This window comes from Microbaculum marinisediminis (assembly GCF_025397915.1).
Classification (GTDB): Bacteria; Pseudomonadota; Alphaproteobacteria; order Rhizobiales; family Tepidamorphaceae; genus Microbaculum; species Microbaculum marinisediminis.
In genome coordinates this window covers 330856-350973 of the sequence record NZ_JALIDZ010000005.1, presented here as the reverse complement: position 1 = coordinate 350973, position 20118 = coordinate 330856, and the positions used below count along the sequence as shown (strand labels likewise).

The window sequence follows — 20118 nt, the reverse complement described above, 5'->3', positions numbered from 1 at the left end:
TCCCTCCGATGGAATACGCGGAGTTCGGCCCAACCGGCCGCACCCATTCGTAGGCACGGGCAGCAATCGCCGTGCCAGCATGACGACATCAATAAATTCAAAGACTTATCGAGAACCCCGGTCAGCGAACCCGTATCCGACGCGGAAGAAATTCCCCGTCGCGGCAAAAAATGCCGCGCGCCGGTAGCCCCTTTGTCGGAACTGCGCTACCAGTTGCCGCGCAATGGATTTGGGAGCCGCCGGAATGCGTTTCGAGGGTACTGGAAGCTACGTCGCCACCGAGGATCTGCGGATCGCCGTCAATGCCGCGATCACGCTGGAGCGCCCGCTGCTGGTCAAGGGCGAGCCCGGGACGGGCAAGACGGTCCTGGCCCACGAGATGGCCAACAGCCTCGGCGTGCCGCTGCTGGAATGGCACATCAAGTCGACTACCAAGGCGCAGCAGGGCCTGTACGAGTACGACGCCGTCAGCCGCCTGCGCGACAGCCAGCTCGGCGACGAGCGGGTCCACGACATCCGCAACTACATCCGCCGCGGCCGGCTCTGGGACGCCTTCACCGCGGAGCAGCGCCCGGTCCTTCTCATCGACGAGATCGACAAGGCCGATATCGAGTTCCCCAACGACCTGCTGCAGGAACTCGACCGCATGGAGTTCTACGTCTACGAGACCGGCGAGATGGTCCATGCGCGCGTCCGCCCGATCGTCGTCATCACCTCCAACAACGAGAAGGAGCTGCCCGACGCCTTCCTGCGCCGGTGCTTCTTCCACTACATCCGCTTCCCCGATCCCGACACCATGTCCGCGATCGTCGACGTCCACTTCCCCGGCCTCAAGAAGCGGCTTCTCCAGGAAGCGCTGTCGGTCTTCTACGACATCCGCGACGTGCCGGGCCTCAAGAAGAAGCCGTCTACCTCCGAACTGCTCGACTGGATCAAGCTCCTGCTGTCCGAGGACATCGACGAGACCGCGCTGCGCGAGCGCGATCCCAAGAAGCTGATCCCGCCGCTGCATGGCGCGCTGCTCAAGAACGAGCAGGACGTCCATCTGTTCGAGCGCCTCGCCTTCATGACGCGGCGCGGCGGCAACTAGCCCCCTTGCCACGTCGGACGGCGGCCATCCGGCCGGGGAAGCCCCTGAATCACGTCCGCCTCACACGAACTTGAACGGCGGCGGCAAGGCCGCCGGCCGATCGACTGCGTAGCTCCCGCCAATCCTCCAAGAGAGGTCAACCTTCGTTACGGGAGAACGACATGAAACCGTTCAAGTATGCTGTCTTCGGAATTGCCGGCCTGGCGCTCGCCGCCGTATCGACGCCCTCGATCGCCAAGATGGTCGGTGGCGCCGAGATGCATGCGTCGAAAAACATCGTCGAGAACGCCTCAGCCTCCCAGGACCACAAGACCCTTGTCGCCGCCGTCCAGGCCGCCGGCCTGGTCGAGACGCTCCAGGGCAAGGGCCCCTTCACCGTCTTCGCTCCGGTCGACGCCGCTTTCCAGAAGTTGCCCGCCGGCACCGTGGAAACGCTGCTCAAGCCCGAAAACAAGGATCAACTCGTTGCCGTTCTCACCTACCACGTGGTTTCCGGTGACGTGACCGCATCGGCCCTCGTCGAAAAGATCTCGGCCATGGGCGGCAAGGCGGAACTGACGACCGTGCAGGGCGCCACCCTGACCGCCATGCTCGACGGCGACGCCGTCAAGATCACGGACGCCAAGGGCAACACGGCAACCGTCACCGTCGCCGACGTCGATCAGTCCAACGGCGTCATCCACGTCATCGATACGGTTCTGCTTCCCTGATTTGTCGGCCAACCGGCCGAAGCGGGGCCGCGGTCGGTTCGACCGCGGCCCTTTCCGTTTTCGGCGCAACATCGGGCATGGGCCGGCTGCACAGGACGCCCGTATCGGCGCCGAATCGTTTGGATAGACACCTGTCTTCCGGTACGATAGCCACGGTCTCGCCGGGACCAGAAAACGCGTCCCGGTCAGGGCGGCGCGCATGGAAACGCGACGCCTTGGCGAAAAACGCGAGCCCGTTGGATCGCTTTGGCGGAAGCCCTTTCGATCGCATTGGCGGAAGAACGACAGGAACCAGCAGATGAAAACCAGACTTGCAACGATTGCATGCGCCGCACTCGTTTCGCTGGGCATGGCGGGCAATGCCGCCGCCCAGTCGCACGCGAGCTGCGACGCCTATGCGCGCGACTACGCGAAGCGCGTCTCCTCCGGCACCGAGGTGCTTGGCGGCGCGGCCGTGGGCGCGGTGGGCGGCGCGATCATCGGCGGCATCATCGGCGGCAGCAGGGGCGCCGGCACGGGCGCGCTGATCGGCGGCGGCACCGGCGCCGTGGGCGGCGCGGCGACCCACGCCCAGCGCTACCAGAATGCCTATGACACGGCCTACTACAACTGCATGAACCAGCGCGCGGCCCAGCCCGCCGGCGGCCTGCAGCCCTGGACGCCGGCCTGGTACCAGTACTGTTCGTCAAAGTTTCGCTCGTTCGACCCGAATACGGGCTACTACACGACCTACAGCGGCCAGAAGCGGTTCTGCCAGTAGGCCGGCGAGACCGGACGCCGGGCCTCAGGGCCCGGCGTTTTTATGTTACCGATCAGCCGGCTTCCGTGCCGTGCGCATGCGCGACGGCGCAGTTGTATTCGACCCGATTGCGACCTTGCCATTTGGCGGCGTAGAGCGCCTCGTCGGCTAAGGCCACCAGGGTCTCGACCTCGCAGGGCGGCTGTATCGTCGTCACCCCGAAACTCGCCGTTACCTTGATTGGTCGACCGGGATCGCCGTGCACCGTCCCGGCGATGATCCGGCGAAGCGTTTCCGCGATCCGGCACCCGTGTTCGCCGGGCGCCTCGGGCAGGAATACGCCGAACTCCTCGCCGCCGAGGCGACCGAACACGGCATCGTCGCCGAAATGCCCGGAGACGATCCGGGCGATTTCACGCAAAACGCTGTCACCCGCCGGGTGGCCGTAGCGATCGTTCACCGCCTTGAAGTCGTCGATATCGAACAGGATCAGCGCCGATTGCGCCGCCGTTTCGTCGGCCCCGTCCAGGCAATCGGTCATGGATTGGATGAAGCGGCGGCGGTTGGCGATCCCCGTCAGAGGATCGGTTTCCGCGAGTTGCTTGAGCTCGGCCTCCAGACGCCGGCGCCGGGCCACTTCCGAGCGCAGCTCGGCGTTCACCTTGACCAGGCTCGCGTGCTGGGTCTCCAGCGTCTGCATCGTCTTCTGCAGCTGCGTCAGGTCCGAGATGGTGATCGCCAGCCCGTCGCCGACCCTGGCGCTGCTGATCCGGTAGACGCCACCCCGCGCGCCCGATGCCTCCAGCGCTTCGTAGACGCGGGTGACGCCGGTCTCCAGGCTCGCGTGAAGATCCGGCCACACGCGCTCGAGATCCGCGAGCGGCAACAGCGACTTCAGCCCTTTGCCAACCAGATCGCCCGGGTCGCCGCCGAACAGCGCCGCTGCCGAACTGTTGACCGCCGTGATCTCGAAATCGGCGACCGCGCCCAGGCGGTCGCGCATCGCCGAAACCACCAGGATGCCGTGCTGGCTGGCGTTGAAGACCGCGCGGATCAGGTCGTAGTTGTCGGCCCGCGACCGCACGTAGACGAGCATCCCGGCGTTGCCGTTTTCCTGGCGCAGCGGCAACAGCAGCCGTTCGCTGGCGCCGGGAACGCCGAAACTCACCTTGCGCTGGACGGTGAACGTCGGCGCGCCCGTCTCGATGCAGTACTTGTAGCGCGGCATGTAGGCGTGCGCTGAGGGATAGGGCATATCGCCGAGCAGGCGGCCTGTGGGGTCGTGGCCGAAGAGCGCGGAAACCTGATCGCCGACGACGTCGAAACGGAAGTCGCCGTTCTCGGCGTTCAGCAGCATCAGGTTGACGCCACCGGGCCCGGCGATGTGCCTGGCAAACCGGTCCCGACGCGGCAGCCCCCCGTCCTCGCGGGCGGCATGACGCCAGTCGTCGAGCAGGTCCCGAACCTCGGCGAAGACGGTTCGCCTTTCAATTCCATCAAAGTAAATTTCGATTTCCGGTTGTCCCGCCGCAGATCCAAGTGACGCCACGTTTATATTGCTCCCGTGCCGATCGTCTGGTGGTCCTCGCCCCGGAGTCAGCTACGTAGCGTCAGAAACTGAAAAAGTTCGTGTTGATAAAACTAGAATTGTATCGATTGCGCATTTTAGACGGCAAAACGACGAGATCCTGACGCCCCCCCGCCCCCGGGCCGAACTCACGCGGAATCGTCGCCGCGACGCGCCCTGCGCTCTTCCAGAGCGTCGAGGAATTGCAACTTCCAGTATATGAGCTGGGTTGCCGCACGGCCCAGCGATCCGCCGCCCCAGAGCGGGCGATACGGCCTGAACCGTTTCCAGGTATCGTCGCCGCCGGCAATAGCCCGCGCGATCAGGCTGCCGCCGATCGCCGTGGTGTTGAGCCCGTGCCCACCGAACGCCGTGCAGGCCCACAGCCCCTCGCCAATGCGCCCGATTAGCGGCATCTTGTGCACCGCGTAGCCCATCAGGCCGCCCCACGCGAATTCGACCCGGAAATCGCCGAGCTGCGGATAGATCGCCAGGATGTCGCGCTTCAGCATCTGCGCCAGATGCGCCGGTTCGGAGCGGCGCGTGGTGATGCGCCCGCCCCACAGCAGCCGGCCGTCTTCGACGATCCGGTAGTAGTCGGAGGCGCGGCGGGTATCGCCGATGCAGCCGCCGAACCGGATCGACTCGGCCAGCCGGTCGGCCATCGGCTCGGTGACGATCACGTAGGTCGCGATCGGCAGCACCGCCCGGTCGATCTGCCGCCACAAATTCGGCGGATAGGCGCTGCCCGAAAGCACCACGTCGCGCGCCGACACGGTGCCTTGCGGCGTCTCGACGATCCAGCCGGCACGCCCGCGATCGAGCCGCTGCGCCGGCGTCCCCTCGCAGATCCGCGCGCCCTTCGCCTCGGCGTCGGCGGCCAGCGCCAGCGCGTAGTTGAGTGGATGGATATGGAACGCCGTCGTGTCGTGCAGCCCCTGGAAGTAGGTGTTCGTCCTCAGCGTCTCGCGCACATGTTCGGTCGGCCAGAAGTCCCGCGGATGCCCGTAGCGGGTCGCCATGGTCTCCGCGCGGCGCTTCAGCCCATCCGCATCGTCGTAGCGGATCACCTTCAGCCAGCCCGGCACCGGGTCCACGCCCGCCGGCTTCAGTTCGTCGATCGCCCCGCGCACATAGTCCACGCCCTCGACGGACAGGTCCCAAAGCGCCCTTGCATGCTCGTAGCCGAGCTTGTCCTCGATCGCGTCGATGCCTTCGGCATAGCCCGGCGAGACGAAACCGCCGTTGCGGCCCGACGCCGCCCAGCCGACGCGCGCGCCTTCCACCAGCACAACCGAGCGCCCGGCGGCGGCGAGCTCCCGCGCGGTGGTGAGCCCGGCGAGCCCCCCGCCGATGACGCAGACCTCGGCCTCCGCCTTTCCCTCCAGCGGCGGCCGGGCGGGCGCCTCCGTCATGGTCGCGGCATAAAAGCTGTCTATGTGGGCTGGATCGGTCATCTGCGGTCTCGCGCGGCTACGCTGGCTGACGTCACTGGGACGGCTGGTTATGGTATGCAGCGCCCGTCGGCAAGCCGCCGGAACGATACAACCGGGAAATCGAAATGAGCGACCACATCCAGAGCCGCCGCGAAGGCCATGTCCTCGTCATCCGTATCGCGCGGCCGGACAAGAAGAACGCGCTGACCGTCGACATGTACGCCGCGCTGGCCGACGCGATCGCCGGCGCCGAGGCGGACCGCGATGTGCGCGCCATCGTCCTGCTCGGCAGCGAGGGCTCCTTCTGCGCCGGCAACGACATCGGCGACTTCCTGTCGCGTCCCCCGCACGACGAAGACGCACCGGTGGTGCGCTACCTGCGGGCGCTCGCCCGCTCGACGGTTCCGCTCGTCGCGGGCGTCGACGGCGATGCGGTCGGCATCGGCACCACCACCCTGCTGCACTGCGACTTGGTGTTCGTGACGGCACGGGCGAAGCTGCGCCTGCCCTTCGTCAATCTCGGTCTGGTGCCGGAAGCCGGCTCGACGCTGCTGCTGCCGCGGGTGCTGGGCCACGTGCGCGCCGCCGAGCTGATCATGCTGGGCGATCCCTTCGACGGGGCCCGCGCCGTCGAGCTCGGCATCGCCAACCATGTCGTTGCACCGGAGGCGCTGGAGGCCGACGTCATGGACGTCGCCGCCCGCATCGCCGCGCAGCCGCCCTCGGCCATGCGCGAGTCCAAGCGGCTCCTGAAGGGCGACGTTGCCGCCCTGGAGGCGCGAATTCTGGAGGAAGTGCGCATCTTCACCGCACAGCTGTCCTCGCCCGAGGCGCGCGAGGCGTTCACCGCCTTCATGGAAAAGCGCAAGCCCGATTTCTCCAAGATCGCCTGAACCCGGAGCCCGATCCCATGCCCCGCCTGCTTTTGCTCCGCCACGCCAAGTCGTCCTGGTCCGATCCCGGCCGCGCCGATTTCGACCGTCCACTCAACAGCCGCGGGCGGTCCGCGGCACCCGCGATCGCGAAGTTCATGGTGCAGCAGGGCCTGTTGCCGCAGCGCATCGTCTGCTCCACCGCCCAGCGGGCCCGCGAGACCCTGGCGCTGATGCTGCCGCATATGGCCTCCGACATGGAAGTGGCGTTTACCCGCCGCCTCTACGAGGCCGATGCCGAGGGCTATCTGACGGCCGCACGGATGGCCGGCGGCACCGCCAACACGCTGATGCTGGTCGGCCACAACCCCGCGATGGAAGAGGTGGCGATGGTGCTGGCGCCGGCCGGCGACGCCCGGGCGCTGACGCTGATGCGCGAGAAATACCCGACCGGCGCACTCGCCATCATCGATTTCGACGGCCCGCGCTGGGACGAGATCGGCCCCGGCGCCGGCCGCCTGACCGCCTTCTGCACGCCCAAGATGCTCGATCTAGAAGATTGAGATAGAAGCGTTTTCCGGTCCGCTATTCCGAAAGCGGGCCATCGCTCCTACATTGCTGACGGGAATGACCGGCAGTGAGCGCAGCGTGACCAGAACGTCCATCGCCGACGAGGCCCGGCTCGCGGTCGGCAATCTCATCGATTTCGCAGGCGGCCTCGTCGCCCCCTCGCTCAGGCTCGGGGTCACGGGCCTGTCGCGCTCCGGCAAGACGGTGTTCATCACCGCCCTCGTCCACAATCTCGTCCATGGCGGCCGCCTGCCGGTGTTCGACGCCATGGCCGAGGGGCGCCTCTCCCGCGCCCATCTCGATCCGCAGCCAGACGACGACGTGCCGCGCTTCGACTACGAGGCCCATGTCGAGGCGCTCACCGGAAAGGATCGCCACTGGCCGGAGTCGACGCGCCGGGTCAGCGAGCTCAGGGTCACGATCGAATACGAGTCGGCCACCTTCTGGGGCAGCCGGATCGGTCCCGGCAAGCTGCATCTGGATATCGTCGACTACCCCGGCGAGTGGCTGCTCGACCTGCCGCTCCTGAACCAGAGCTACGCCGACTGGTCGGCCCGCACGATCGCGCAGTCGCGCGTGGCGCCGCGATCGCGGCTGGCGGCCGACTGGCACGCCCATCTTCAGACGCTCGATCCCGACGGTCCCGAGGACGAGACCGCCGCCCGCATGGCCGCCGAGCTCTTAACCACCTATCTGCGCGCCTGCCGCGACGAGCGCTTCTCGCTCTCCGCCCTGCCGCCCGGCCGGTTCCTGATGCCCGGTGACCTCGAGGGCTCGCCGGCGTTCACCTTCGCGCCCCTCGACATGGGCCCGGGCGCCCGGGCCGGCCGGCACACGCTCGCCGCGATGATGGAGCGCCGCTACGAGGCCTACAAGTCGGTGGTGGTGAAGCCGTTCTTCCGCGACCATTTCGCCCGCCTGGACCGGCAGATCGTGCTGGTCGACGCGCTGCAGGCCCTGAATGCCGGCCCCTCGGCGATCGCCGACCTGGAAACCGCCCTGTCGGAGATCCTCGCCTGCTTCCGGCCCGGACGCGCGAGCTGGCTGTCGCGCATCCTCACCCGCCGCATCGACCGGATCGTCTTCGCCGCCACCAAGGCCGACCACCTGCACCACCGCAGCCACGACCGGCTCGAGGCGATCCTGTCGCGCCTCGTCCAGACCGCCGCCGTGCGTGCCGCCTTCGCCGGCGCCGAGGTCGACGTGGTCGCCCTGGCCTCCGTCCGCGCGACCCGCGAGGCGACCGTCAGGCGCGGGCGCGAGAGCCTCGACTGCATCGTCGGCACGCCCGAGAAGGGCCAGCGCGTCGACGGCGAGACGTTCGACGGCAAGGAGGAAATCGCTATATTTCCCGGGGACTTGCCCGCCGATCCGGAATCGGTTTTCGAACACCCTGAATCAATCTTCGAAGTTCCTGAATCGGTTTCCGAGGACGAAGCCGAGGCCTATCGCTTCGTGCGCTTCCGCCCGCCGGCGCTGCAGCGCACCGCCGAAGGCCTGTCGCTGTCGCTGCCCCACATCCGGCTCGACCGGACGCTGCAGTTCCTGATCGGAGACCGGCTCGAATGAACGACAAGAAGATCCGCCGCCCCGCCGCGTTCCGGCTGTCCGACGCCGCCGTCCTGGTCGAGGACCCCGGCGGCCCGCACGAGCCCCCCGGCACGGCGGCACGCGCGCGGGCGAAGTCGAAGCCCAAGGCCGTCCTCACGCCGGACGCCGAGGACGCCTTCGCGGCGGAGTCCGGCGGCGCGCTTGTCGAAGTGCCGCCCGCGCCGCGGCGCGGCTTCGCCTGGGGCAAGCTGTTCTTCGGTGCGTTCGGCGCCTTCCTCTCGTTCGCCGTCGGCATCTGGATCACCGATTTCGTCGCCGGCCTGTTCGCCCGCAACGACGTGCTGGGCTGGATCGCGCTCGGCCTCGCCGGCCTCACCGCCCTCGCCCTGCTGGTGGTGGTGGGCCGCGAGATCGCCGGCCTGATGCGCCTGTCCCGCGTCACCCATCTGCGGGCCGATGCCGACGCGGCCGCCGCCGACGACGACCGCGACGCCGCACGGCGCATCGTCCGCGAGACGGTCGCGCTTTATGCCCGCCGGCCGGAGACGGCGCGGGCGCGGGCCGCCGTCAGCGAGCATGCCGACGATATCATCGACGGACGCGACCTCCTGCGCCTGGCCGAGAAGGAGCTGATGACCCGCATGGACGCGGAGGCCCGGGCGCTGATCACCGGCGCGGCCGGCCGGGTGTCGGTGGTGACGGCGATCAGTCCGCGCGCGCTCGTCGACATCGCCTATGTGCTGATCGAGACGGTCCGCCTCGTGCGCCGCATCGGCGTGCTCTATGGCGGGCGTCCGTCGGGGCTTGCCCTCTACCGGCTGCTGAAGCTGTCGATCGCCCATCTCGCGGTCACCGGGGGCATCGCCATGACCGACAGCCTGATCCAGCAGCTCGTCGGCCACGGCGTGGCCGCGCGCCTGTCGGCCCGTCTCGGCGAAGGTGTCGTCAACGGCATGATGACGGCCCGGGTCGGCCTGGCCGCGCTCGACGTCTGCCGCCCCCTGCCCTGGCTTGCCAATAGCCCGCCCGGCATCTCCGACGTCATGTCGACGCTGGTGGCCGGCACCGGAGACAAGGGCAAGGCCGCCGCGAAGGCCGATTGACGATTCCCCCGCCGATGGGTCATTTAGGGACTTGGCGCGCGCATTTCGCCGCCTATCGATTCGCCGCCGTCACAAAAGCGCCGCGAGTTTGGATGAGAAGATTCGTATGATCCGCTCCATGTCACGCCTTACGGCCGCCGCCGCAGTCCTCTTTGCGCTCGCCGCCCCCGGCGCGCATGCCGGAGAGAACGGCTTTCTCAAGGGCTTCACCGGGCAATGGCGCGGCACCGGAGCGGTCCGCACCGCCGGCGACGCACCGCAGGAAAAGCTCGTCTGCCGCGTCGACGGCACGCTGCGCGGCAGCGACCAGCTGGAGTTGAGCGGACGCTGCGGCGGCGACCGCTTCACCGGCACCTTCAAGATCGCGCTGACCTACAACACCACGAAGGGCTACTACTCGGCGGTGTGGCAGGACTCGCTCGGCTCGAAGAGCCCGCCGCTGACCGGACTGCGCAATGGCAGGCGGCTGGTCTTCAAGGTGCGCCACAACGATTTCGAGACCAACGGCCGCGCGGTGTCCACCCTCGTCATCGATCCGGAGGACGCCCGCTTCCGCATCGTCGGCCGCACCATGCCCGAAGCCGGCAGCGACGACTTCGTCTCCGCCGACCTGACCTTCCTCGCGACTAACTAGAGTATCGCGCGCCCTGCCACCCCAGGTGGCCTGACGCAAGGGAATCATGCCATTGTCTCCCGGCAAACGTTTGAGGAGGCAATAGATGAAGACTGCGCTCAAGCTCGCGTTGTCCCTCGGAATCGCTGCGTCTTTTGTATTGATTACAGCCGAGTCCGAGGCCGGTCGGCGTAAATCCCATCCTTATTACGCGCAATACTCGAAGGCGGTCGACACGTATCTGACCGAGGACCTGGACATCACCGCCCAGGATCCGGGCGCCGTCGGCACCATGTACGCCGGCACCGGCATCCCGGCCACGAACTTCGTCATCCGCCGGTTCGACAGGGCCGGGATCGAGCTGGCGATCAAGGCGCACTACCGTCAGGGCTACGACATCCCGCCGACATACGTGGACGGCAAGGGCATCGTGCACATCGTGGTTCCCGCCGGCCATCAGGTCGCCGATCCCGCCAATGGCGTCCCCTCGACCCACACCGGACGGGCGCGCTGGAATTTCGCCTATTCCTACGATGCGGCGCTGAACGGCGGCAACCCGGACCTCGAGGACTATCGGGGCTGGCTGCTGATCGACACCGATCCGTCAGAAAAGACCCGGTATCTCTGGCTGCAGCTGAAGAAACTCACCAACAGCCCGACGGGCCAGAGGAACGGCTATGGCTGGGTGACCAAGTCCACGGTCGAGATCAGCGATGACGAGGGAACCTCGCAGGTCAGCCAGAACTCGCAGAACCTGGCGTTCTACGAGGAGTACATCGACGCCGATCCGCGCACCCGCGGTCAGCAGTCCTACATGGCCACGGATTTCGGGCCCGGACAGTTCGACGTCATGATGATCCTCGAGCCCAAGCGCAAGCGCCACCGCGACGGCGCCGTGCTGCGCGTCGTCTTCGACGTCGTCGAGCCCTGATCGGCGGCGCCTGAGCCGGTCAACCGGCCGGGGCGGCACCGCCGCTCCGGCATTTCTTGCCGCACGTCTTGCAGCATGGCGGCGGGCGCTTGGACGACGGCGCGATCGGGCTTATGGTCCGCACCGATCGTTTTCGCACCGACGGAGCGCCATGTTCGTTACCTTCTTCCACGAGCTCAAGCAGGCCGGCGTGCCCGTGACCCTGCGCGAGTATCTGACCCTGATGGAAGCGCTGGAACGCGACCTCGCCCAAAAGCGGGTCGAGGACTTCTACTACCTGTCCCGCGCCTGCCTGGTGAAGGACGAGCGCAACCTCGACAAGTTCGACCAGGTCTTCGGCCACGTCTTCAAGGGCCTGGAGCTGATGTCGGACGGCATCGAGGCCGAGATCCCGGAGGAATGGCTCCGGAAACTCGCCGAGAAGTACCTCACCGAGGAGGAGAAGGCCGAGATCGAGGCGCTCGGCGGCTGGGACAAGCTGATGGAGACGCTGAAGGAGCGCCTCAGGGAACAGCAGGGCCGCCACCAGGGCGGCAACAAGTGGATCGGCACAGCCGGCACCTCGCCGTTCGGCGCCTACGGCTACAATCCCGAAGGCATCCGCATCGGCCAGGACGAGAGCCGCCACCGCCGCGCGGTGAAGGTGTGGGACAAGCGAGAGTTCAAGGACCTCGACGATTCCGTCGAGCTCGGCACCCGCAACATCAAGGTGGCGCTGCGCCGCCTGCGCAAGTTCGCCCGCACGGGCGCGGCCGACGAGCTCGATCTCGGCGGCACCATCCGCCAGACCGCCGACAAGGGCTGGCTCGACCTGAAGTTCCGTCCCGAACGCCGCAACGCGGTGAAGGTGCTCGCCTTTTTCGATATCGGCGGCTCCATGGACTGGCACATCAAGACCTCGCAGGAGCTGTTCTCGGCGGCCCGCACCGAGTTCAAGGTCATGGAGTATTTCTACTTCCACAACTGCCTCTATGAATCGGTGTGGAAGGACAACCGCCGGCGCTGGCAGGAGCGCACGCCCACCTGGGACGTGCTCCACAAGTTCCCTGCCGACTACAAGGTGATCTTCGTCGGCGACGCCTCGATGAGCCCCTACGAGATCGCGCAGCCGGGCGGCTCGGTCGAGCATTTCAACGAGGAGGCCGGCGCCGTCTGGATGCAGCGCCTGCTCGGCATCTACGAGCACGCGGTCTGGCTCAATCCGGTGCCCGAGCAGCACTGGGACTACACGCCCTCGATCGCGATGATGAAGCAGCTGTTCTCCGACCGCATGTACCCGCTGACCCTCGAAGGGCTCGACGAGGCCATGCGGGAACTGGTGCGGTAAGCCAAATAATTAAATATTTTGTCATAGTTAGGCCTCGTTCGGTCGGGACATAGCACCCCGTTCCAAGAATCCGCTAAGACGAGGCCATGGCTTCCGAAACACTGGACAGGCATCCGGGCGACACGCAACCGGACGAAGACCGCGCAGCGGACACCGCGGCGTCAGGAGACGTTCGCGCCGAACCGGATGCCGCGCCGGAGCGGTCCACGGCGAAGCCGACCAGCAAATCGAGTACCCGCGGGAAGACGGCCCCCAAGAAGACCGCCGCAAAAAAGGCGGCCCCTAAGAAAGCCACCCCGAAGAAGGCCGCTTCCAGGAAGGCCGCCGCAAAGACGTTGGACGGCGAGCCAGAAGACGCGAAATCGGCGCCTCCGAAATCAGACACAGAATCGGCGACCAGGAAGCCCGTCGCCAAACGATCGCGCACCAAGGCCACGCAAGCCAAACCCGGGAAGGCCAAACCCGCGAAGGCCGAGGTCGCAGGAACCACCACCGCCGCGCCGGCCGAGACGCCGGATCAGGCTGCGGACACCGCGCCTGAGAAGGCGCCCAAGACGGTTCGCAAGCGCAAGGCCACGACGCGGAAACGCGCGCAACCGGCGAAGACAGCCGCGAAGAGCGCCGAAGACGCGGCATCGAAGGACGGGGCCGGGACACCGGCCAAGACCGCAAGCACCCGGGCGCAAGGGGGCAAGCCGGGGGACCCGGCCGCCCCCGCCGTCGCGGAATCCAAACCGCCTGCGCCGCCGCCACCTACGCGAACCGAGGCGCCCGCGCGGTCCGAGCCGCCGAGGCCGGAAATTCGCGAGCAGACGCCCGTTCCCGCGCCGCAGGGCATCGACGCGCCGCCGCTGCCGCCCTATCGCGCGGCCCTGCGCCACCTGCACCGGCTGGTTCTGGATCGCGGCGGCAACAAACTCGACAAGGCCGACACCATGGTCGAGACGCCGCTGCGCGACCTGCACATCGTCGGCCCGAACGCCACGCACGGCAACGACTATCGCCCGACGCCGCGCCGGCTGGTCGAATGGGTGCTCTCCGGAATACAGGCGTGCCTGCCCGGCCCGTTCGAGCACACGACGTTCCTCGACATCGGCTCGGGGCGCGGCCGCGTGCTGTTCGAAGCCGCCCGGTTTCCGTTCCAGCGCATCGTCGGCGTCGAGTTCGCCCGCGAGCTGCACGAGGATGCCGAGTTGAACCTGCGCCACTGGCCGCGCGCGCACATGCGCTGCCGCGAGGTCGACCTGGTCCTGGACGATGCCTTCGACGCGCCGTTGCCCGAGGGCGATCTGGTGGTCTGGATGTTCGATCCGTTCTCCGAGCGGCTGATGACGCGCATGGCCGCCCGCCTTGCCGAGCACGCACGCGAGGCGCGCGTGACGCTCGTCCTGGTCGATCCGCGCAACCCGATGGCGTTCCGCGAAAGCCCGACCTTCAGGGCGCTGGATATGCCCCCGTCCATACGCCGCCGGATCGCGCTGCTGAGCCCCTATCCGGTTCGCGTCTACACCGCCGCCCCGCGCTGAGCCGCCAGGATCGCCGGGTCGAGCCCGGCGATGAGGTGAAAAGGGGATAGGCTTTCCGCTTCATGCCCGGGCCTGACCCGGGCATCTCGGGCCACCCTGCCCTCAGCTCTCCATGACGATCTGCGGCGCCGGGCGGCCGGCGGTGCCCTTGGCCCGCTCGATCTCGGCCCAGACCTTCGACGCGATGTCCTTGAAGATCCGCGCGTGCGGGCCGTCCGGGTCGGACACCACAACAGGCCGGCCGGAGTCCGACTTCTCGCGAATGTCCATGTGCAGCGGCACCTCGCCGAGGAACTCGACGCCGAGCCGCTCCGCCTCCTCGCGCGCGCCGCCGTGGCCGAAGATGTCGGAGCGCGTGCCGCAGCTCGGGCACATGAAATAGCTCATGTTCTCGATGATGCCGAGGATCGGCACGTCGACGCGGCGGAACATGTTGATGCCCTTGCGCGCGTCGATCAGGGCGAGGTCCTGCGGCGTCGACACGATCACCGACCCGGCGAGCGGCACCTGCTGGGCCATGGTGAGCTGGGCGTCGCCCGTTCCCGGCGGCATGTCGACGACGAGCACGTCGAGCTCGCCCCAGAGCACCTCGCGCAGCAACTGGGTCAGCGCCGAGATCACCATCGGCCCGCGCCAGATCATCGGCGTGTCTTCCTCGACCAGGAAGCCCATCGACATGACCTTGATGCCGTAGCCTTCGAGCGGCTTCAGCGTCTTGCCGTTCACCGGCTCCGGCCGGCCGGAGACACCGAGCAGGCGCGGCTGCGACGGCCCGTAGATATCGGCGTCGAGCACGCCGACCTTGAGCCCGATCGCCTGCAGGCCGAGCGCCAGGTTGACCGTGGTCGTCGACTTGCCGACGCCCCCCTTGCCCGAGGCCACCGCTATGATGTTCTTCACGCCGGGAACGCCCTGTGCGGGTCTCGGCTGATGGCCGCCCGGCGCGCCGCCGGGGCCACCGTGTCCGCCCGCGCGGCCCGCCATCGGCGGCGGCACGGCACCCGGTCCACCCCGCGGGGCACCGCCCGCGCCACCGGCCGGCCCGGCAGCAGGTGCGCCAGCCGGTGCGGGGCCGGACGCGCCGCCGCGCTTCTCGGACGTCAGCGTCACCATCACCTTCTCAACGCCGGGGATTTCCGCGACGACCTTCTCGGCCGCCGCCCGCATCGGCTCGAGCTCCTGCGCCCGCGCCGGATCGACGGAGATGGCGAAATAGACCCGCCCGCTCTGGATGACGACCTCCGATACGAGCCCGAGCGAGACGATGTCGCCGGTCCTGTCGGGTCCCTTGACCCGCGAGAGCTCGCCCAGAACCGCGTCCTTGGTCAACGCCATCATGCTTCCTTTCGTTGGTCTTTGTGCCCGCATGTCGCCGGCGTCCCTGTGCGCCTTATGTAATCGGACGGGGTTACGGGTCAAATGGTGCCCGAAAGATTGCCGGAAAGGCCGGGCGCGACGCGACGCTTTGAAACAGGCGCCGCGGAGGCTATGTCAGAAGGCGGAACAACCAGCGGAGCGACGCCTTGAGCGACGAGTTTCTGGTCCGGCCCGATCCGGACGACCCGAAACTGACCACGCCGGTGACCGGGATCGACCAGACCGGCGCGCGCGTGGAGACGCGCGTCGTCAACGAGCGCCCGCTGACGCTGTTCCTGAATGCCCAGGAGATCGTCACCATGATGACGATCGGCGACCGGCCCGACCTGCTCGCCGTCGGCTATCTCCTGAACCAGAACATGCTCGTGCCCGACGACGAGATCACCGCCATCGAGCACGACGACGACCTCGACGTCGTGGTGGTGCGCACGAAGCGGCAGACCAACTACGAGGACAAGCTGAAGAAGAAGGTGCGCACCTCGGGCTGCGCCCAGGGCACCGTCTTCGGCGATGTCATGGAAAGCTTCGAGACGGTCAGCCTGCCCGCCGACGCCGTTTTGAAGACATCCTGGCTCTACGGCCTGACGAAGAAGATCAACACCGCGCCCTCGCTCTATCTCGCCGCCGGCGCGATCCACGGCTGCGTGCTGTGCCGCGAGGACAGGCCGCTGGTCTACATGGAGGACGTCGGCCGCCACAACGCCGTCGACAAGATCGCCGGCTGGATGTTCCTGAACAAGGAGCCCGCCGCCGACAAGATCTTCTACACCACCGGCCGCCTGACCTCTGAGATGGTCATCAAGACGGTGATGATGGGCATCCCCATCCTCGTGTCGCGCTCCGGGTTCACCGCCTGGGGTGTCGAGCTGGCGCGGCAGGCGGGACTGACGCTGATCGGCCGCGCCCGTGGCAAGCGCTTCCTCGCGCTGTCCGGCGACCACCGCATCGACTTCGACCTCGATCCCGATACCGTCGAGGACGAGGCGCCGAAGCACCGCCGCAAGGGCAGTTTCGCGGAGGCCGGCGAGTGAACCGAACCGTTTCATCGCGCAAATGGACCGGACCATGTCCCGGCGCACGTTGGAGACACGCGGCTGGTCGAGCGTTCCGGCTGACGAAATACAATGGAACTTGCGCCCCGGAGGGGATCCGGGGCCCGAAGCGACATCGCAAGACCATTTCAGGGGCTCCCGCATGACCATCGTTTCCCGCCACGACGAGACCGGGCTGCACGACAACCCGGGCCAGGCGGCGCTCACCGTCGGCTGCGTCCTGGCGGGCGGGCTGTCGCGGCGCATGGGCGGCGACGAGAAGAGCCTGCAGACGCTGGGCGGCAAGCCGATGCTCGCCCATGTGATCGCGCGGCTTGGATCCCAGGTCGGCACCGTGGTCATCAACGCCAACGGCGACCCCACCCGCTTCGACGGGTTCGGCCTGCCGGTGACGCGCGATCCGGTGGAAGGCTCAGCCGGGCCGCTGGCCGGCATCCTCGCCGGCATGCGCTGGGCCGCGAAACAGTGCCCGCAGGCGCGCTGGGTGGTGACGGCGGCGACCGACACGCCGTTCTTCCCCGAGGATATGGTCGCCCGCCTCGTCGCCGCGGCGGGCCACCGCGACGGCATGATCGCGCTGGCGAAATCCGGCGACCGGGTGCATCCCGTCTTCGGCCTGTGGCCGGTGGCGCTCGCGGACGATCTGGAAAAGGCCGTCCGCGACGAGGACCTGCGCAAGGTGCTGGTCTGGGTGAACCGCCATCCCAATGTCGAGGTGATCTTCGGCAGGACCGCCATCGACAACATGGAGATCGACCCGTTCTTCAACGTCAACACGCCCGAGGACATGGCGACCGCCGAGGCGATCGCCGCCCGGCTCGAGGCGGGCGTTGCCGGGGAGCCCGCCGCATGACCCCGATCTTCGGCGTGACCGGCTGGAAGAACTCCGGCAAGACGACGCTGACGACGCGGCTGATCGCGGAATTCGCGAGGCGCGGCTACCGGGTGAGTTCGATCAAGCACGCCCATCACGCCTTCGACATCGACGTGCCGGGCACCGATTCCTTCCGCCACCGCGAGGCCGGCGCCACCGAGGTCGCCATCGTCTCCGCGTCGCGCTGGGCGCTGATGCACGAGCTGCGCCCGAACGATACGGCCGACCGGGAGCCGAGCCTGGACGAGATCGTCGCCCGCCTCGCCCCCGCCGACCTGATCCTGGTCGAGGGCTACAAGCGCGAGCGCCACCCCAAGATCGAGTGCCGCCGGCAGCAGAGCCACGACAAGGGCCCACTCGCCCCGACCGATCCGATGATCGTCGCCATCGCCACGGACAATACCGCCGAACATGCGGGCGGAACCGGCGACCTGCCGCGCTTCGATCTCGACGCGGTCGCCGAGATCGCCGACTTCATCGCCGCCTATCACGCCCTGCCCAAGCCGAGAACCGATGCCGCCGCGCAAACTGCTTGACGATTGCTTCCTGCACGACAGGGACCGGCTGCGCCACGACGAGGCCCTGTCGATCCTGCGCGAGCGCATGAGGCCGGTCACGGCCCCCGAACCGGTTTCGCTCGCCAGCGCGCTCGGCCGCATCTGCGCCGAGGCCGTCGCCGCGCCGCGCCCTGTCCCCGGCGCCGACAATTCCGCGGTCGACGGCTATGCCTTCGCCCATTCCGACTACGAGGCGACGGGCGGCTTCTTTCCAATATCGACGCGCATCGCCGCCGGCCATCCCGCCGACAGCCCCCTGCCCGTCGGGTCGGCCGCGCGCATCTTCACGGGCGCGGTGATGCCGCCGCGCGCCGATACCATCGCCATGCAGGAGGACTGCGAGCCGCACGAGCAGGACGGCCGGGGTTTCGTCGCGATCCCGCCCGGCCTGAAGCCCGGCGCCAACCGCCGCAGGGCCGGCGAGGACCTCCGGGCCGGCGACGTGCTGGTCGAGGCCGGAACCATCCTCAGGCCGCAGGAGATCGGTGCGATCGCCTCCACCGGCGCCGGCGCGGTTTCCTGTTTCGCGCCGCTGAAGGTGGCGATCCTGTCGACCGGGGACGAGATCCTGGAGGCCGGCGCGGCGTTTCGCGAGGGGGCCGTCTACGATTCCAACCGGCCGCTGCTATCGGCGCTGCTGTCCACCCTGCCGGTCGCGGTGAGCGATCTCGGCGTCCTGCCCGACAAGGCCGGGATCGTGCGCACGGCGCTGACCGACGCCGCCGCCGGCCATGACGTGATACTGACCACCGGCGGCGCGAGCCGCGGCGAGGAGGATCACGTCATCGCCACCCTGAGCGACCTCGGCCACCGCCACATGTGGCAGCTCGCCATCAAGCCGGGCCGGCCGATGGCGATGGGCCAGATCGGCGATTGCGTGGTGCTCGGCCTGCCGGGCAATCCGGTCGCCGCCTTCGTCTGCTTCGTGCTCTATGTACGCCAGGCGCTACTCGCGCTCGGCGGCGCGACATGGCGCGAGCCCAGGCGGGTCGTGCTGGAAGCCGATTTCGAGATCGCCGACAAGAAGCCGGACCGTCGCGAGTTCCTGCGTGGATTGATGATCGACGATCCCGCCGGAAGCCCCAACGGAGGCTCAGGCGGGGCCCCGGGCGGTGTCCGGCGCGTGGCCAAGTATCCCCGCGACGGATCGGGCCTGATCACCTCGCTGCGCGAGGCCGACGGGCTGATCGAGATCCCCGAGGACGTCACCGCCGTCAGGCGCGGCGATCGCGTCCGCTTCCTGCCCTTCGGCGAGGCCGGCCTGCCGCCGCGCTGAGCCGTCCGCCCCTTACGCCTTGCGGGTGAAGGCACCTTCGAGCAGCGAGCGGTCAAAGCCACGCATGGTCGTGCCGCCGTCCGCGTAGAGGTAGAGGGCTGCCGAATAGACCCCGCCGAGTGCCGCCGCGAAGATGCCGATGGCGGCCAGCGCCAGCACCGTTGCCGCGGCGACCAGGATGGCCGCGGGCGCCATGCCCGGCTGGGCGAACAGGTACTGCATGGCGCCGAAACCGATGAACGCGATCGGCATCACGACGACGGTGACCGCCAGCCCGATGCCGCCATTGCCGATGAGGTTCTCTCCCCATGTCTTGCGCAGCAGCGCGGCGCTTTCCTTCACCGCCCGGACGGGGCCGATGCCGTGCGCCGCGATGATCGGCACCACCAGGAAGGTCGAGACCGACCAGGCGAGGCCGAACATGGCTTCGACGATCCGGCCGAGGAAGCCGAACCGTTCCGCGATCATCCGCAGGAGCAGGCCGACGGTGGCCGAGACCACCGCGTAGCCGGCGATCTGACCGATCCGGGCAGTCGCGATCGCCAGCGCGTCGCCGAGCGTCGGATTGTGACCGCCAAGCCGCAGCAGCGCCGCCCCGACAAGCGCAGTGTTGAAGAAGAAGACCACGAAATACTGGACGATGTAGAACAGGAAGACGGCGACGTAGATCTCGGCCGTCATGCCGGCCCCGGGCATGCCGCCATCCTGGCTGTCCCGGGCGATCGCCTCCAGCGCCCCGGTCAGGTAGGCGGGTGCGAGGAAGGCCGCCATCACCATCAGAGAGCAGAAGCCCGAGATCACCGGCAGGATCAGAAGCTCCTTGTCGTCGCGCAACACCGCCGCGCTCGCCTGGACGAGGTCCCAGCTTCTGGAAAGGCGTTCGAACATGGCGGTCTCCCCATGGCCCGATGGCAGGCAGCGCGGACGCCGCGCGATGGCAGGCGACC

19 protein-coding genes are annotated in these 20118 nt (G+C 68.1%); 15 read left to right on the top strand and 4 right to left on the bottom strand.

The window, feature by feature from the left end; genetic code table 11:
* Positions 1-244: 244 nt before the first annotated feature.
* The 3 genes from MUB46_RS13185 (at position 245) to MUB46_RS13175 (ending at position 2560) form a co-directional block, all read left to right on the top strand.
* A complete protein-coding gene (locus MUB46_RS13185; protein ID WP_261616384.1) occupies positions 245-1090 on the top strand; it encodes an AAA family ATPase in 846 nt (281 codons plus the stop codon).
* Between the two features lie 161 nt (positions 1091-1251).
* Positions 1252-1800 carry a fasciclin domain-containing protein gene (locus MUB46_RS13180; RefSeq protein ID WP_261616383.1) on the top strand — a complete coding sequence of 183 codons (549 nt, stop codon included), beginning with the start codon at positions 1252-1254 and terminating at the stop codon, positions 1798-1800.
* 298 nt (positions 1801-2098) lie between these two features.
* Positions 2099-2560, top strand: coding sequence for a BA14K family protein (locus tag MUB46_RS13175; RefSeq protein ID WP_261616382.1), 462 nt, complete (start codon positions 2099-2101; stop codon positions 2558-2560).
* Between the two features lie 52 nt (positions 2561-2612).
* On the opposite strand, the gene MUB46_RS13170 is transcribed toward MUB46_RS13175, so the two are convergent.
* Both MUB46_RS13170 and MUB46_RS13165 read right to left on the bottom strand, forming a co-directional pair.
* Complete coding sequence (locus MUB46_RS13170; RefSeq protein WP_261616381.1) at positions 2613-4088, bottom strand: diguanylate cyclase; 1476 nt, start codon at positions 4086-4088, stop codon at positions 2613-2615.
* 167 nt (positions 4089-4255) lie between these two features.
* Positions 4256-5563, bottom strand: coding sequence for an NAD(P)/FAD-dependent oxidoreductase (locus MUB46_RS13165; RefSeq protein ID WP_261616380.1), 1308 nt, complete (start codon positions 5561-5563; stop codon positions 4256-4258).
* A 104-nt stretch (positions 5564-5667) separates the two neighbouring features.
* Here MUB46_RS13165 and MUB46_RS13160 point away from each other — a divergent pair, with 104 nt between their 5' ends.
* The 8 genes from MUB46_RS13160 (at position 5668) to MUB46_RS13125 (ending at position 14035) form a co-directional block, all read left to right on the top strand.
* Complete coding sequence (locus MUB46_RS13160) at positions 5668-6435, top strand: crotonase/enoyl-CoA hydratase family protein (protein ID WP_261616379.1); 768 nt, start codon at positions 5668-5670, stop codon at positions 6433-6435.
* A 17-nt stretch (positions 6436-6452) separates the two neighbouring features.
* The gene (locus MUB46_RS13155) at positions 6453-6977 is read left to right on the top strand and encodes a SixA phosphatase family protein (protein ID WP_261616378.1); all 525 of its coding nucleotides are present in this window, start codon (positions 6453-6455) and stop codon (positions 6975-6977) included.
* A gap of 85 nt (positions 6978-7062) precedes the next feature.
* A complete protein-coding gene (locus tag MUB46_RS13150) occupies positions 7063-8553 on the top strand; it encodes a YcjX family GTP-binding protein (RefSeq protein ID WP_425256261.1) in 1491 nt (496 codons plus the stop codon).
* A complete protein-coding gene (locus MUB46_RS13145) occupies positions 8550-9638 on the top strand; it encodes a YcjF family protein (protein ID WP_261616376.1) in 1089 nt (362 codons plus the stop codon). The genes MUB46_RS13150 and MUB46_RS13145 overlap by 4 nt, the downstream gene beginning before the upstream one ends.
* Before the next feature lie 118 nt (positions 9639-9756).
* Entirely contained in the window at positions 9757-10272 is a 516-nt protein-coding gene (locus MUB46_RS13140) for a hypothetical protein (RefSeq protein WP_261616375.1), read from the top strand.
* 85 nt (positions 10273-10357) lie between these two features.
* A complete protein-coding gene (locus MUB46_RS13135; protein WP_261616374.1) occupies positions 10358-11182 on the top strand; it encodes a hypothetical protein in 825 nt (274 codons plus the stop codon).
* Between the two features lie 151 nt (positions 11183-11333).
* Positions 11334-12509, top strand: a complete 1176-nt coding sequence (locus MUB46_RS13130) for a vWA domain-containing protein (RefSeq protein ID WP_261616373.1) — start codon at positions 11334-11336, stop codon at positions 12507-12509.
* Between the two features lie 335 nt (positions 12510-12844).
* The gene (locus MUB46_RS13125) at positions 12845-14035 is read left to right on the top strand and encodes a hypothetical protein (RefSeq protein WP_261616372.1); all 1191 of its coding nucleotides are present in this window, start codon (positions 12845-12847) and stop codon (positions 14033-14035) included.
* A gap of 102 nt (positions 14036-14137) precedes the next feature.
* On the opposite strand, the gene apbC is transcribed toward MUB46_RS13125, so the two are convergent.
* A complete protein-coding gene (gene apbC / locus MUB46_RS13120; protein WP_261616371.1) occupies positions 14138-15373 on the bottom strand; it encodes an iron-sulfur cluster carrier protein ApbC in 1236 nt (411 codons plus the stop codon).
* 185 nt (positions 15374-15558) lie between these two features.
* Between apbC and MUB46_RS13115 the strand changes: the two genes are divergently transcribed.
* From MUB46_RS13115 to MUB46_RS13100, 4 genes are all read left to right on the top strand, one after another.
* Positions 15559-16443 (top strand): formate dehydrogenase accessory sulfurtransferase FdhD, encoded by an 885-nt coding sequence (locus tag MUB46_RS13115; RefSeq protein ID WP_261616370.1) that lies wholly within the window; start codon positions 15559-15561, stop codon positions 16441-16443.
* A gap of 163 nt (positions 16444-16606) precedes the next feature.
* Positions 16607-17317, top strand: a complete 711-nt coding sequence (gene mobA, locus MUB46_RS13110; protein ID WP_261616369.1) for a molybdenum cofactor guanylyltransferase MobA — start codon at positions 16607-16609, stop codon at positions 17315-17317.
* Positions 17314-17874 carry a molybdopterin-guanine dinucleotide biosynthesis protein B gene (gene mobB / locus MUB46_RS13105; RefSeq protein WP_261616368.1) on the top strand — a complete coding sequence of 187 codons (561 nt, stop codon included), beginning with the start codon at positions 17314-17316 and terminating at the stop codon, positions 17872-17874. The genes mobA and mobB overlap by 4 nt, the downstream gene beginning before the upstream one ends.
* The gene (locus MUB46_RS13100) at positions 17852-19171 is read left to right on the top strand and encodes a molybdopterin molybdotransferase MoeA (protein WP_261616367.1); all 1320 of its coding nucleotides are present in this window, start codon (positions 17852-17854) and stop codon (positions 19169-19171) included. The genes mobB and MUB46_RS13100 overlap by 23 nt, the downstream gene beginning before the upstream one ends.
* A gap of 12 nt (positions 19172-19183) precedes the next feature.
* On the opposite strand, the gene MUB46_RS13095 is transcribed toward MUB46_RS13100, so the two are convergent.
* Entirely contained in the window at positions 19184-20059 is an 876-nt protein-coding gene (locus MUB46_RS13095; RefSeq protein WP_261616366.1) for a DUF6159 family protein, read from the bottom strand.
* Positions 20060-20118 lie beyond the last annotated feature (59 nt).

Bases quoted from the DNA above. Each gene is read 5' to 3' on its own strand.
- MUB46_RS13185 (WP_261616384.1), top strand. From the start codon at position 245: ATGCGTTTCGAGGGTACTGGAAGCTACGTCGCCACCGAGGATCTGCGG.
- MUB46_RS13180 (WP_261616383.1), top strand. From the start codon at position 1,252: ATGAAACCGTTCAAGTATGCTGTCTTCGGAATTGCCGGCCTGGCGCTC.
- MUB46_RS13175 (WP_261616382.1), top strand. From the start codon at position 2,099: ATGAAAACCAGACTTGCAACGATTGCATGCGCCGCACTCGTTTCGCTG.
- MUB46_RS13165 (WP_261616380.1), bottom strand. From the start codon at position 5,563: ATGACCGATCCAGCCCACATAGACAGCTTTTATGCCGCGACCATGACG.
- MUB46_RS13160 (WP_261616379.1), top strand. From the start codon at position 5,668: ATGAGCGACCACATCCAGAGCCGCCGCGAAGGCCATGTCCTCGTCATC.
- MUB46_RS13155 (WP_261616378.1), top strand. From the start codon at position 6,453: ATGCCCCGCCTGCTTTTGCTCCGCCACGCCAAGTCGTCCTGGTCCGAT.
- MUB46_RS13145 (WP_261616376.1), top strand. From the start codon at position 8,550: ATGAACGACAAGAAGATCCGCCGCCCCGCCGCGTTCCGGCTGTCCGAC.
- MUB46_RS13140 (WP_261616375.1), top strand. From the start codon at position 9,757: ATGTCACGCCTTACGGCCGCCGCCGCAGTCCTCTTTGCGCTCGCCGCC.
- MUB46_RS13135 (WP_261616374.1), top strand. From the start codon at position 10,358: ATGAAGACTGCGCTCAAGCTCGCGTTGTCCCTCGGAATCGCTGCGTCT.
- MUB46_RS13130 (WP_261616373.1), top strand. From the start codon at position 11,334: ATGTTCGTTACCTTCTTCCACGAGCTCAAGCAGGCCGGCGTGCCCGTG.
- apbC (WP_261616371.1), bottom strand. From the start codon at position 15,373: ATGATGGCGTTGACCAAGGACGCGGTTCTGGGCGAGCTCTCGCGGGTC.
- mobA (WP_261616369.1), top strand. From the start codon at position 16,607: ATGACCATCGTTTCCCGCCACGACGAGACCGGGCTGCACGACAACCCG.
- mobB (WP_261616368.1), top strand. From the start codon at position 17,314: ATGACCCCGATCTTCGGCGTGACCGGCTGGAAGAACTCCGGCAAGACG.
- MUB46_RS13100 (WP_261616367.1), top strand. From the start codon at position 17,852: ATGCCGCCGCGCAAACTGCTTGACGATTGCTTCCTGCACGACAGGGAC.
- MUB46_RS13095 (WP_261616366.1), bottom strand. From the start codon at position 20,059: ATGTTCGAACGCCTTTCCAGAAGCTGGGACCTCGTCCAGGCGAGCGCG.